The following is a 14204-nucleotide window of genomic DNA, read 5'->3' on the forward strand; positions in this document are numbered from 1 at the left end:
CACCAATGGTGCCTCCCCATGCGAGGCACCGGCCATCACTACAAAGCATTCGCACGCCGTACCACGCTCTCTCATGCCCCGCACTACCACTTCAGAATACACCCGTCGTCGTCTCATCAAGCGCACCCTTCTCGCCAGTGCCGGCCTCTCCGCACGCATGTGGGCTGAGACCCAAAACGCAAACAGTGACGTGCGCATCGCCGTCATTGGATTCAACTCGAAAGGCGCGGGGCACATTCAATCGCTACTAAAAATCAAGGGCGTGCGAATCGTGGCTCTCTGCGATGTAGACAGTGCGGTCATGGACAAGCAGGTCGCACTGCTCAAAGGACGGAATATCGAGGTCAAAAAATACTCCGACTACCGCAAGTTGGTGGAGGATCCTGAGATTGACGCCGTCACCATTGCGACACCGAACCACACGCACACAGTCATCGCTCTCGCGGCCCTCGCCGCAGGGAAGCATGTGTACGTGGAGAAGCCCGTGTGCCACAACCTTCATGAGGGCGCAATGCTGGTCGAGGCAGGCAAAAAAGTGTCCGGCAAGCTCATCTTGCAGCATGGCATGCAACGGCGCTCTGACCCCGGCTGGAATGCGGCCGAGGCGTATCTCAAAACCGGCGCGATCGGCAAGACCGTGCTCTCACGCGCCATGAACTTCCGTGCGCGTCAATCCATCGGCACCGTAGCGGGTCCAGTATCCCCGCCCGCGACGGTGGATTACAATCTCTGGTGCGGTCCGCGAGAAATGGCGCCCGTGATGCGTGAGCAGTTCCACTATGACTGGCACTGGCAGTGGGCCTATGGCAACGGCGACATCGGAAACAACGGACCTCATCAGTTGGACGTGGCCCGTCGCGCCCTTGGGAATCCCGTGGAGTTGCCCCTGCGGGTCATCAGCTTTGGCCGTCGCTGGGGTTATACCGACAATGGCCAGACACCGAACAACCAGTTCGCGCTATTCGACTACGGCAAGGATGTGGCTCCCCTTCTGTTTGACAACCGCGGCCTTCCCCGCGCGGATATGAACTGGCAGAAAGGCTGGGAACCGGACTACAAGGGTGTGCGCATCGGCAACGTCTACCACTGCGAAGGCGGCTACATTGCGGAATCCAAGGCATACGACCTCGATGGCAAGTGGAATGGCGTGAAATTCCCGCTCAACGATGGCAGCGAACACATGAGCAACTTCATCGCCTCCATTCGAAGCGGGAAGCAGATTCATGACAACCTGGACATCAGTCATGGATTCCAGGCTGCCGCACTGGCCCACATGGCCAACATCAGCTACCGAATCGGTCGCGAGGCCTCTGTAGACGTCGTAAGGGAGCGTGTTTCTGGAAATGCTCTGGCTCTTGAGACAGTGGGGAATTTTGTGACGAACCTCGCCGCAAACAAGATTGATCTCACGGCTGCGCCTCCCGTGCTTGGGCCTTTCCTGGAGTTCAACCCACGCACACTCAAGTTTGAGGGTGAGTTCGCTGTGGAAGCCAATGCCATCGCCGAAAGCGACACGTACAGGAAAGGATTTGAGTTGAGCATGGTCAGCTAGCTGACTTCGAGATTCGACGTGGAGCCCCGCATCGCCAGGGCTCCAGACTCATTTTCATTGGACTGTCGCGCGCCCACCGGACGGCGGTTACGAGCCTCGAGCCGCTCCGAGCTTGCGGAAGGTGAGAGGAGTCATGCCTGTCTCCCGGGCAAACACCTCGATGAAGTACTTGGACTCTGCATAGCCGGTGCGCGAAGCGACCTGGGCGATGCTGAGCTTGGTACGCTTGAGCAAATCTTTCGCCCTCTCCAACCTGACCCGGGTGATCTCTTCCTTGGGCGAACGCCCAAGCTGCTCTTTGAAGCGGCGGTACAAGGCCGTGCGGGAAGTGGATGCGTGCCGTAGGATCTGCTCCACCTGCAGTCCACTGCAGGCACGATCGCGGATGAAGCGCACCGCGCGGGCCACCACCGGATCACTCACCGATACGATGTCAGTTGATTGCCTGACGGTCACACCGCGAGGCGGGAAGAGCGTCCAAAGGCGCGAAACCTTTTCACCGTGCATCATGCGATCCAGAAGAACTGCGGATTCATATCCGACGTGCTCCGAGCCCATGTCCACGCTGGAAAGCGGAGGGCTGGACAGGCTGCAGAGGAATTCATCGTTATTGACGCCGAGAACCGCAATCTCGTCTGGAACGCTCACTCCCGCGTCGTGGCAGGCTTCGAGCAGTTGCAGGCCCACATCATCATGGCAGGCCATGATGGCTGTGGGTCGAGGCAGGCTGGAAACCCAACTGGCGAGATGAGCGCGCGCCAACTCCCAATCCATGGACACGCTGCCTTCGGGGTACGTGTACAAGGCGCAGTCATCAAATCCGTGTCTCCTCAAGACCCTGAGATAATCGTCGCAGCGCAAATCATAATAATAGTGCTCACCCCGCGGAGGACCGTAGTAGGCAAAATGGCGATAGCCGCGCTCCATCAAATGGGTGAACGCCATCTCTGAAAGCGCCTCGTTGTCGATTCCAACCGTGGGAAGGGGCAAACCTTCAATGCCAGCCCACAAGTCAATCGCCGCCGATTTTGATTCCTGGATCGCCCGGGCCAACTCCATGGTCGTCACGCGAGCGATGATCCCGTCCCCACCCCAAGAGGCCAGCCACTCGGGAGCCGGCTCGCTCAGTCCCCCTGGACGGAAGTAGATTCGCCACGGCCCATGCTCGCGTTCATACCGGATAATGCCTCGCAGCAACCCCCGGCCGTACTCTCTGGAGGTCTCTATGAAAAGAGCTACACGACGCATGAATAAAAGTGGTAATTAAGCGCTACCAACAAGGACTCTTCAAACTCGATTCCTAGTACATAAAGAACTGTTTCTACACGAAAAGTATCGCGAGGGAACGTTTCGCGAGGGCATTGGGACACTGGATAAAAAGTGGCACTTTAATATACGAACTCGGACCGTAGGCGGCCCAAAAATCGCTACTTGGAGGGGCGGACACCCCAAAAACCCATCACCCTGCTGCCATTCCGCATCTGGGTGGTACTACCCAAAAACGGAGGCTGCCAGCTGCACAGCTCGCGGAATCCAGTTCCCCCCATGAAAGTAACAGGCCCAAGACTTGTCGATTCCCACCCCTCGCCTGAAGCAGTCATATGCACCCGGATTAGCGGAGGGGGAGATTGCCCCTGGCACCGGCACCAAGAAATCGAAATCCTGCTCTTCATCTCGGGAGCGACCTATCGCTGTATTGGTGAGAACATTTCGCCAATCACACCAGGCACCGTCGTCTTGCTCGGGCCCAATGTCCGCCACGGGTACAGCAACCGGACGCGCCAAGGCACGCCGCGGAGGCCCGTGGAAGCCATCTCGATAAAGTTCAATGCCAATACCCTGGGAGACTGGCTGAAGACATCGGACGCGCGGATGGAGGACCTCTTCGCCATGGCGTCCCATGGGATTCACGTGACCGGCGAAACACGCAACCAGGTGGCCAGCCTGATCCTTTCGCTTCCGGAGAAGCAAGGGCTGCAGCGTGCGATTCAGGTGTTCCAAATCCTCATTCTGCTAAGCACAAGCAATGAGCTGTCACGGATCTCCGCGGTGGGATGCCGGGCATCCACGACGGCGGTGCACAGCCGCATGGAGCGCGTCGATGAGTACCTCAGGAAGCGCATCGGGAGGCAGATCTATTTGAGGGACGTCGCCACTCACGTGGAGATGAGCCCGGCACGGCTCAGCCGCTATTTCAGACTCCACATTGGCAAGACGTTTCCCGCCTATTTGAACAGCTTCCGCATCTCTCGCGTTTGCCGCCTGCTCAGGGAAACGGATGCCACGGTGAGTGAAATCGCGGCGGAGTGCGGCTTCGAGTCCATGGCCAACTTTGAGAGGCAGTTCCGAAAGCTGACAGGCACTTCACCAAGGATGTACCGCCGACGAGCCCTGAACGCGGCTGGCGCGTGAATGTGTGATGACGCACCGATATGGGCGATACAGACATCGTCATTTCACATGGAATGAGACGTCGTGCGCCGGGCCATCGTTCGTCGTCAGCATCAGTGCGAAGGCTTCGATGGCAGCCTTATCACTCCGGCAACAGTCTGTGTTTTGCATAAGACCCCGCCCAACCACCGAAAAAGAGTCACAATAGATCGGATAATCGCAGGCCTGTTTCAAAGGCGGGCATGGTTCGCGCTAAGTGACAAGTACCCCGACTTCAATCACCGTGCTGACATCTCCCACTACCCTCCCCCTCCCTCGCGCGCATCACGTGCTCCGTTTCTGCACAAGCCTTGTCGCGAGTGCCCTGTGCACCCTTTCCGCCCAAGCGCAAACCACATGGACAGGCGCCGTGGACAAGTCCTGGTCCAAATCCGGGAACTGGACGTCCGGCATTCCCACCACGGACTCCAGCGCCGCTCCCAGCAGTGTCGTCTTCGGAACTGGCGGCATGAATACCACGCCCACCACGCTGGACGGTATCTACTATCTCAACAGCCTGACTGTGAATCAGGCTGACAACTCGATCACCAATCACTCCCTGGTGGCACCCGGTACTGCAGGCTCGAAGCTGGTATTCAGCGGAGCAGGGGCAGTGATGACGTTCAACATGCTCAACGCTGGCTCCCTCGGCCAGAGGAACATCACTCTCACTACCGACATCGAGCTGGCGTCGAACCTGACCATCAATCGCACTGGCACAGGCTCCAGCACGGAGACTCGCCGTGTATTTCTCAATGGTGTCATCAGTGGCGGAGGCACGCTGACCCTCCATCCGGGCACAACGGGTTCCCTTGGCACCAGCATCATCCTCGGCGGTCACAATACCTTTACTGGAGACGTGTACTGGCAGACTGGCTATATCGCTCTGACCTATGCGGACAGCTTCGGCACGTTTGGCAAGAACATCCATCTGAGTGACAGCAACTTCACTTGGGACCTGACCTCTGCCACGGCCCACCAACTGACCGGCGGGGTGGCGAGCGCACTGGATTACAACCTGAACTTCAACTCGACAGGGACTGTCGCAAGATCATTCCTGCTCCACGCCGGCACCACGCAGAGACAGCTGGTTATCGCTGGTGATCTTCTTGGAGGTATCGCTGGCAACAGATTGGACATCATTGCACAGGCCAACCAGCAACTCATCTTCACAGGGGCACAGATGGATTTCAAAGGCACTGCCCGTGCCCGCTTCGGTTCCGAAATCGTGCTCGCGAACGCCAATAGCTCGACTGGCGTGGCGTGGGAGAATATCACCTCTTTCACATTGGGAGACACAACTGCCGGCACAGGCACCCAGCAGTCGGTATTTGTACTGCGAGGCGACTATATCTACAATGGAGGGATCGTGGTGAGTGACACCACCACCGCGTCTGACACCCTCTCGGTCGGACAGATCAACTACCAAGGCACGTCCTATGATGCCACCTTCAATGGCGCCGTGGACATCAAAGAAAAGGACTTCCGCAGCCTCAACCTCGTCTCTGAAAGCGGTGGCAGTGCCACCTTCAATGGCAGCATCGCTGTGGTAAATGGGCAGGGTATCGACATCAACAAGGTGATCAATACCGCGACCAGCGGAGGCACGCTCAACTACTATGAAACCAAGCCCACCGGCACCGTGGTAGTCTCCGCCTCCTCCCGCGTGGCCAGCACGAGCACCGGCACTGGTGCTGTTGGCATGACTGAAATCCACAACGGCACACTGGTGGTCAATACCCGGGATTTTTACAGTGACGTCTCTGTGCGCAGCGGTGCCCGCCTTGCGGGTTCAGGGATCATCACGGGGAATGTCTCTGTGCTCAGTGGCGGTGTCCTCGAGCCCGGCGCCGGAACTACCAGCCCCACCTTTGCCAGCAACAATGGCGCCCTGTACATCAGCGGTGGAGTCACACTCTCTCCAAATGCCTCCATCCTTTTGCAGGTCTCTGGAGCCTCCTTCCACGTGATCGACCTCGCTGGCATTCCCCTGCTTGATGAAGTGACCCTGGCTCAACTGGGCGACCATGATTACCTGTCCATTGGATCCGATCTGAGTGTGGCACAGGCAGATTCCCTCCGGCTCCAGTTTACAGGAGGCTATGTCCCGGTGCTGGGAGATGTCTTTCACTTGATGGACATCGGCGGGAGCATCACCTACTCGGGATCGCCTCTGAGCCTCGGTGAGCTCTGGGATCTGCCCGACCTTTCCAGCATGTCCCTGTACTGGGACCTCAGCTACTTCGACAGTCACGGTCTCCTCGTCGTCATGGCACCCAACACGTGGACTGGCGCAGCTTCGGAGAATGACAACTCGTGGGCAACGGCTGCCAACTGGTCCCAAGGTGTGCCGAGTACCGTCTCTGGCAACGCTTCCCGCGTGGTGTTCTCGACGAATGATCTCAACGGCGACTCACTCACCCTGGCGGGCAACACCTACTATCTCAATAGTCTGACCGTCGACACTGCCGACTATGGTATCAACGTGAAGGAACTGGGTGGCAACGGCACCCTGGTGTTTCAAGCGAAGGATGGCGTCAATCCCACGCTTACGTTCAACATGTTGCCCGTTGAGGCGAACACCACGCGCAACCTGTCCGTTTCCGCAAATATCGTACTGGATGATGACACCACCATCACCCGCAACAACGGCGCCACCATGACGACCTCCCAACGAAGAATTCTCTTCAACGGAATCGTCAGTGGAGATGGCGATCTCTACATCGATACCACGAGCAATTCCAGTGCAGGGATGATCTCCTTCACCAACCACAACACCTTCATTGGAGACATCTACTGGAAATCTGGATACATCACACAAACATACGCCGACGGACTTGGCGCGTTTGACAAGACCATCCATTTCCAGAACACCGCAGCCGCCCTCTACACCTGGGATATCACGGCCGCGACTGCCAATCAACTGGCCGGTGGGGTGGTATCCGACATTGGCTACAACCTTCACATCAACGTCCCCGCCGCCACCACCATCCTCATCCAGGCCGGCGGTGCGCAAAGGCAGCTCGTTCTTTCCGGCGACATCACCGGGGGCACCGCAAGCACCAATCTGCAATTGATTGCTCAGAACAACCAGCAGATGATCTTTACAGGAGAGACGATGAACTTCACTGGCCGGGTGCGCCCGCGCTACGGCTCGGAGATCGTAGTGGCAGCAGCCAATGCGAGCGGGGTCGCGTGGCAGAATGTTTCCGAGATCCTCGTGGCTGAAGTCCCTATCGGGAGCAACCACACCACGGCCTTTCTGCTTCGCGGTGACTTCACCTTCAACGGTGCTATCACCATGAACGACACGGCCAACACCACGCTCACGGAGAAGCTCAGCGTGGGTCAAATCAATCATCAAGGCGAGGCCTACGACGCCGTCTTCACCGGGCGAATCCAGGCGCTGGAAAAGGACTCTGGAACGTTGAACCTTGTTTCGGAGGGCAACGGGAGCGCCACCTTTGCCAACAGCATTGTCGTTACCGGGTCACGAGGATTGAGCGTCAACGATTTCATCAATCCCAACACCAGTGGCGGAACCTTGAACTACTACGAATCGTCTCCGACAGGCACGGTGGTCCTCAGCGCGAACTCCCGGGTAGCCAGCACCGCGACCGGGACCGACAGCATTGGCACGACCACCATTCACAATGGTACGCTCCGCGTCGACACCCAGCATTTCTACAGCGACATCCATGTCAAAGCCGATGCGCGCCTTCAGGGATCCGGGGTGGTCACGGGGAATGTGTTGGTGAGCAACCAGGGCACGCTCTCCCCCACCGGAGCAAGCGGTTCCCAGATCGGCAGCCTGACCATCGCAGGTAATCTCGACCTGGCGGGTCCCGCGGCTGTCGTGCTGGATGTCGCCGGAGCCACCTTCAACCTCGGCAGCTATTCAGTAGCAGACATCCCCACCGTATTCGCAGATGAGTTGGAAACCGCCGGAAATCACGACCAACTCATCATCACCGGGGAACTCAACATCGCCAGCACCGACGCCATTGAAGTAAACTTTGTGAACGGCTACCTGCCGGCCGTGGGAGATGTCTTTTTCCTGCTGGACTTTGCCTCCCTGAACCTGACCGGAGCAACGTCCCACACCATGTGGAGCCTACCCGATCTCACCTCCATCAATCCCACCATGTACTGGAACTACGATCTTATTGATTCTTCTGGCTTGGGAGTGGTCGTGGTCATGGGTGTCGTGCCTGAGCCCCAGCGCGCCGTACTCGTCCTCTTTGGTGCATTGATCGCCCTCACTCGCAGACGCCAATCGAGGCAGTACTGAAGATAGCCACATGATCCTGACACCCATGTGCGGGGCAAGACGGCAGCCTGGGCATCCACAAGCACGCTCGAGGCGAGGGAAAACCATGCCTACATGGCTCACTTCAACCGTTCGAGCAATTCCAGAATCTTCGTCGCGATTTTGACCGAGGCCTCGCGCTCAACCCGGTTCGTACCGAGCCAGGTCTCGTAACCACCGAGCTCGTGCTGCGCGGGCGTGGGCAGGTAGCCGTTGCTGCCATTCGCCAGTTCGATGGTAAAGGTCTGCTTGAAGGGACTGCGGGATTTAATCTCCAAGCCGATCTCCGTGAAGACCTCGAACGGAATGGCGGCGATGGCGAGATTGCCGATGCTAAAGGCCTGCATCACACAACTGACGCTTTCGGGCTTTGCATTGTAGGCGGCCATCGTGCGCTCGGCATAAGGCTGCTCCAGGCGATGGACCGGTGTGGCGTCCTTGGGCTTCGCCAGCACTTCCTTCGCCCACTTGACCATCTCCGGCGTGGGACGACGGGATGCCAGTTCGAGATTTTCCACGGTCGCCTTCAACGGCACCCAATCCTGATGTTCCAGCGTCCCGCGGACGCGCAATACTTCCGTGGCGAGATCACCGGCGACGAGCTTGATCTTCTCATACGGCTCACGTTTCACCGCTTTTGTCTTGCCGCTGTAGTCGTTGTTGTTCACGTCGCCACAGGGGCCGTTGGCGAGCATGCCAACCACAGGCGCATGCTCACCCGAAACGGCGAGCTTCGACTCCACCTGCCGGGAGAACTCGCCAAAGTAGTCCGCGGACAAATGTTCGCGAGGCACGCCGCCGACGTAGTGCAGCCAGTAGTTCGCCATCAGTGCGATCTGGCGTCCGTCCGTGGCCTGCACGGAAAGGCAGTACACCTCGGGATTGGCCGGACCGGCAGGCCCGGCGAGACGTGGAATCAACAGGCTGCTGGGATTCATCACCGCCCGATCCTGCCCGCCGAAGGGGTTCGGATTCGTGACACCCTCCTTGAGCTTCCAACGGCGGTTGAAGACATGCTGGGGCAGTTGACCCGAACCCCACGCGATGCGCGCGGGTTCCAGGTTATTCACTGCGCGACGTACGCCGTCCACGACGCGCGAGATGATGAACTGACGGTAGTTCAGCGACGGATCGCTATTGGTGAGCGCGGAGACACTGGAATGCGTGTGGGTGCCGGAGAACATCATGTTCGCGGCCGGGATGCCCGTGGTGGCCTCGATCTTCTGCTTGGCTTCGTCCCATACATCACGTGACAACGAAATGGTGTCGGCCACCACAAAAGCGAGCTTCGTGGTGCTATCATCAAGCACGAGGCAGCGAGCATGCAACTCGTCGTGCACATGCGCCGCGATGGGCCTCGGCGCAAAGTTCCCCACGATCTCCATGCCCAGTGGGGGCGTGATGTTACTCGTGGCCGCGCCGGCTTTGAAGACACGCTTCGGATTCTCCTGCGCATGGATGGGCAAGAACGACAGACTGAGGACGCCGAGGACAATGTAGAAGGAAGCGGCCAGTTTCATGGGTACCAGATCATATGAGCTCAAACACAATCCTTTGCGTTGGATACGCAATGGGATGTTCAAAGACTCCTACGCGAGCGACGTGCCTCGTATTATGCGCGAACATCATCAAAAAGTTATGAGCTCGGATAAGCACGCATTGATGCCGTGTTGGAAGTTCTCCGACTTTTCCCTTCCCCATGGCTCGCGATTCCCTTCCCACTTCCCGCAATCGGCGTTCCTTCATCAAAAGTTCAGGAGCAGCTCTGGTTACTGGCCTGAAGCGGCCGCTCCAAAGATCTCGTTCCTGGCTTCGAGCTTGACCACGAACTACTCGCGTGCGGAATCCAAAGCGCCGTCCGCATACAACTGGTAGGGCAGCGAACAGGAGGGCCGCACTCCCGGTTCCTGTCTTGGCAGCCACGGAGATTCGTCCGGCCGGTTTTTGCATTGCTCATTCTCCTCAGGAGTCAAAACCTTGAAGTTGGCAGGAGCTTCTTTGAACCTGGCGCGATGGGCAACCAGGAATGCCAAACCTCCCCGCATGTTCCCGAGGCGGCTTACAACCATGTTGGCTGTGCGCACCGAAAAGTGTCGACACTATTAGTAACATTGGACAATAGTGTTGACACTTTGCGCGTCTTACTCCACCGCTGTCACAACCCTTTTGCTCCACGATGCCTCAGAGGTCCTCCCCAACCCGCCGCAATCCAGCCAACGTTCTGCGTTGGCTCGGCCTGGCTGTGTTAGCGTTCGCTTCGGTGCGAACTGCTTGTTCCGCAGAAGCGGAGTTGGTGGGGACTCGGTGGAATTTCGATGGGCAGGAGGTTTCCGGGACGTGGCAGGGAAAAGGAGTTTGCGTAGTTCCGGGACCGCACGGGCCAAGTTATCCAAAATTTCCGACGACCAATCAGGCTATGGAATTGGCGGGGAAGGATGCGGCGCTGCTGGTGCCGGATGCGCCAGGGCTGAGGTTCAAGAAGGGAGACGCGATCACCCTTGAGGCATGGGTGAAGGTGCGGTCGATTCGTGAAGGTCAGATGATCTATCTCGTAGGCAAGGGGCGCAATGGATCGAAGGAATTTGGCGACAACAACCAAAACTACGCACTGCGGCTGAAGGGGGTGAACGGTCGGGGGGCAATCGGTTTTCTATTCACGGCGGGAGCGACGGATGGACAGCCACTGAGCTGGCACCGCTGGTGGAGTACGGATGGCTTCCAGATCGACACAGGCTGGCACCATGTCGCACTGACCTATGTCTTTGGCCAAAGGGATAGCCTGCGCGGTTACATCGATGGCGCATTGGTGAAGGGCACGTGGGATCTCGGCGGCGCGACGGATCGCGGGCCAGTGAGCGATGGTGATCTGACTGTTATCGGCACCGGCTACTCACGGGGTCCGGCGGAAACTTTGGATGGCTGGCTCGACGAAGTCGCCATTCATCGCACGGCGCTATCAGCCGCAACGCTGAAAACGCATTTCGCAGTGGCGCCGGCTCCAGCGCCGGAGATCGACCGCAGCAAGCTGCCTGCAGAGCGCGTGCGTGTGGAACTGTGTGAAAAGGGAGTGCCGGAAAATGCCATGTGGCCTGTGGAAACTCCGACAGCGACGGAGTCGTATCTCGAGGAGGTCTTCGGCTTTTCCGAATTACCGCAGCGTTATGTCGCGACTGGTGTGCGCGGTGATCGCTCCGTGGCCTTCCTGCTGAGGGCTTCAGCACTGGTGCGGCTGCCAAAGGGAACCAATCGCCTGCTACTACGCGGGCGCGGCGCTTCGAGGTTGTTCATCGATGGGCAGCCAGTGTTGCAGACACCTTTCCCGACACGGGGAAAAGGTGGTTTCGCGCTGCTCACGGAGCAGAGTCAGTATTTGGATCTCGGCCCCGATTTTCGCTTCGCGCCTCCGGGCAATCGGGAAGCGACGGGGACTTTCGTCGGAGATGGTGAGGAGCATCTGGTGGTCCTGGAGACAGTCGTTGGAGGAGGCACCCAGGCGCGCCGCTATCGGCCCGAGTTAGGTGAGACCGTGGTTGCGATTTCTCCTGAAGGTTCTACCGCCTGGTCGCTGCTCTCGCCCGGCAATCGCCAGGTGCCATACACGGACGCTGGCTGGACGACTTACGCTGCGGAACGGAGCGCGCACTTTGCGCAGGTGAATGCGGAAGCCCGTGCCGCGTGCCGTCAAGAGGGCTCAGCCTACTGGAGCACCCGGCGCAAGGCAGCTGCGCAGTGGCTGGCCTCAACACCCGAAGTGCCCATACCGGAGCTGCCCTCTGGTTTTCCTGCCAATAACGCCATCGACCACTTCCTCGCGGCACGCATCGCCGACATCGCGCAGGATCACTCGGCGACGCCGAAGGATGGTGTGGATTTTTACCGCGACGTGCAGCCCATCCTCGAAGCGAAATGCTACGGCTGTCATCAAGGCGGCAAGGTGAAGAGCGGGCTGCGGCTCGATACTCGCGAGGCAGCGCTCCAGGGCGGAGAATCCGACGGGGCCGCAATTGTCCCTGGCAAGCCGGCAGAGAGTTCGCTCTTCCTCCGCACGACCGCAGACCCGGATGAAATCATGCCGCCCAAGGGCAAAGGCGAACCGCTCAATCGCGCAGAGCTGTCCACCCTCGAACGCTGGATCGCTGAGGGCGCGCATTGGCCGGACCTGCGCGTCTCGACGTTGAAGATGACACCTCTCACAGACGACCTCACCTTTCTCAGGCGCGTGACGCTCGACACGGTGGGCGTGGTGCCGGGTGAGGAGGAGATTCGCGCATTCCTTGCAGACTCGTCGACAGACCGGCGCGCCAAAGTGATCGAACGCCTGCTCGCGGACCCGCGCTGGGCGGATCGCTGGATGGGTTACTGGCAGGATGTGCTCGCGGAGAATCCGAACATTCTCAATCCCACGCTGAACAACACGGGCCCGTTCCGCTGGTGGATCTATGAGTCGCTACGCGACGACAAGCCGATGGATCTTTTCGTGACCGAGCTGATCCGCATGCAAGGCAGCGTGCTCTTTGGCGGACCCGCAGGCTTCGGTATCGCCGCGCAAAATGATGTGCCGATGGCGCAAAAGGCGATGATCGTCAGCAGTGCCTTTCTCGGTGTGGAGATGAAGTGCGCGCGTTGCCACGATTCACCAGCGAACCTCAGCCGGCAGCAGGACCTTTTCGAGATGGCAGCGATGCTGGCGAAGAAGCCGATCAAGCTGCCCGCGACGAGCAGTGTGCCGCTGGATCGCATTCACCAGGGCGGGCGAAAGCCGCTCATCGAGATCACGCTCGCTCCCGGCAGCATCGTGGAGCCGAAGTGGCCGCTTGGACAGTTCAGCTCCGAAGCCACGGTGGCCACACTGACGCCTCCATCCGGAGATTCGCGTGAGCGGCTCGCCACACTGATCACGGCACCTCAGAATACGCGCTTCGCGCAGGTGATCGTGAATCGTTTCTGGCAGCAGCTCATGGGACGCGGGCTGGTAGAACCCGTGGAGGATTGGGAGAAAGGGCAGCCTTCGCATCCCGAGCTGCTCGCGTGGCTGGGCCGGGAGTTTGTGCGTTCCGGCTATAGCGCCCGGGCCATTCAGCGGCTCATCCTCAATTCGCATGCCTACCAGCGCCAGGTGGATGCCGCGCTTCCTGCGCAGGAGCCGCTCTTCGTCTCGCCTGCGCCACGTCGACTGGCTGCGGAACAGATTGTCGATGCGCTCTTCGCCGCCTCAGGCAAACCCTTTGCGCTGGAGGAAATGAGCCTCGACCTCGATGGCGACCGCAGCTCTGCGGAATCAATTGTGCTCGGCCAGCCACGCCGGGCCTGGATGCTCGCATCCACTTCCAACGAACGCGACCGCCCAAGTCTCATGCTGCCGCGCATCCAGGCTGTGGCAGATGTCATGGAAGCCTTTGGCTGGCGCGGTACACGGGTGGACCCTGTGAGCCGCCGAGAGACATCGCCGAATGTGCTTCAGCCCGCTATCCTCTCGAATGGGATCGTCGGTGGTTGGCTTACCCGGCTCAGTGATGATCATGCACTGGTGCAGGTGGTCCTGGAAGATCAGCCTGTCGAAGCACTCGTGGACCGGCTATTTCTTCGGTTGCTCACCCGCGCTCCCTCGGCGGCAGAGCGCGAGCTCTACGTCTCGCTGCTCAGCCAGGGGTACAATGAGCGCGCAATCCCCGTGGAGAAGCTTCCTGCGCTCAAGGCTGCTCCCCGCGAGCGACCGAGATATATCAGTTGGTCCAATCACGTGGATCCTGCGGCCAATGTCCTGCGCGAGGAGCAAGCTGAACGGGCGCGGCATGGCGACACACCTACGGCCCGGCTGGATGCCGACTGGCGTGAACGTTTCGAGGATGTGCTGTGGGCGCTGATCAATGCGCCCACCTGGGTCACCGCTCCCTAGCGCCACTTACACCTCCG

6 protein-coding genes are annotated in these 14204 nt (G+C 59.3%); 4 read left to right on the top strand and 2 right to left on the bottom strand.

All coding sequences use genetic code 11. The features are described from left to right. Window positions 1-73 precede the first annotated feature (73 nt). Complete coding sequence (locus tag DES53_RS25755; protein WP_170157405.1) at window positions 74-1552, top strand: Gfo/Idh/MocA family protein; 1479 nt, start codon at window positions 74-76, stop codon at window positions 1550-1552. An 87-nt stretch (window positions 1553-1639) separates the two neighbouring features. Here DES53_RS25755 and DES53_RS25760 read toward each other — a convergent pair whose 3' ends face one another. Then, window positions 1640-2800: a XylR family transcriptional regulator gene (locus tag DES53_RS25760; RefSeq protein WP_113961213.1), complete on the bottom strand. Its 1161-nt coding sequence runs from the start codon at window positions 2798-2800 to the stop codon at window positions 1640-1642. Between the two features lie 297 nt (window positions 2801-3097). Between DES53_RS25760 and DES53_RS25765 the strand changes: the two genes are divergently transcribed. Beyond that, window positions 3098-3964, top strand: a complete 867-nt coding sequence (locus tag DES53_RS25765) for an AraC family transcriptional regulator (RefSeq protein WP_113961214.1) — start codon at window positions 3098-3100, stop codon at window positions 3962-3964. A 262-nt stretch (window positions 3965-4226) separates the two neighbouring features. Then, complete coding sequence (locus DES53_RS25770; RefSeq protein ID WP_211325690.1) at window positions 4227-8273, top strand: beta strand repeat-containing protein; 4047 nt, start codon at window positions 4227-4229, stop codon at window positions 8271-8273. 98 nt (window positions 8274-8371) lie between these two features. Here the strand turns inward: DES53_RS25770 and DES53_RS25775 are convergent, their stop codons facing one another. Further along, a complete protein-coding gene (locus DES53_RS25775; RefSeq protein ID WP_211325691.1) occupies window positions 8372-9811 on the bottom strand; it encodes a neutral/alkaline non-lysosomal ceramidase N-terminal domain-containing protein in 1440 nt (479 codons plus the stop codon). 896 nt (window positions 9812-10707) lie between these two features. Between DES53_RS25775 and DES53_RS25780 the strand changes: the two genes are divergently transcribed. After that, window positions 10708-14187 carry a DUF1553 domain-containing protein gene (locus DES53_RS25780; RefSeq protein WP_245958269.1) on the top strand — a complete coding sequence of 1160 codons (3480 nt, stop codon included), beginning with the start codon at window positions 10708-10710 and terminating at the stop codon, window positions 14185-14187. The last annotated feature ends 17 nt before the right edge of the window (window positions 14188-14204 follow it).

This window comes from Roseimicrobium gellanilyticum, from assembly GCF_003315205.1.
Classification (GTDB): Bacteria; Verrucomicrobiota; Verrucomicrobiia; order Verrucomicrobiales; family Verrucomicrobiaceae; genus Roseimicrobium; species Roseimicrobium gellanilyticum.

Excerpts from the sequence above, each read along its gene's own strand:
- DES53_RS25755 (WP_170157405.1), top strand. The coding sequence starts at position 74 with ATGCCCCGCACTACCACTTCAGAATACACCCGTCGTCGTCTCATCAAG.
- DES53_RS25760 (WP_113961213.1), bottom strand. The coding sequence starts at position 2,800 with ATGCGTCGTGTAGCTCTTTTCATAGAGACCTCCAGAGAGTACGGCCGG.
- DES53_RS25765 (WP_113961214.1), top strand. The coding sequence starts at position 3,098 with ATGAAAGTAACAGGCCCAAGACTTGTCGATTCCCACCCCTCGCCTGAA.
- DES53_RS25775 (WP_211325691.1), bottom strand. The coding sequence starts at position 9,811 with ATGAAACTGGCCGCTTCCTTCTACATTGTCCTCGGCGTCCTCAGTCTG.
- DES53_RS25780 (WP_245958269.1), top strand. The coding sequence starts at position 10,708 with ATGGAATTGGCGGGGAAGGATGCGGCGCTGCTGGTGCCGGATGCGCCA.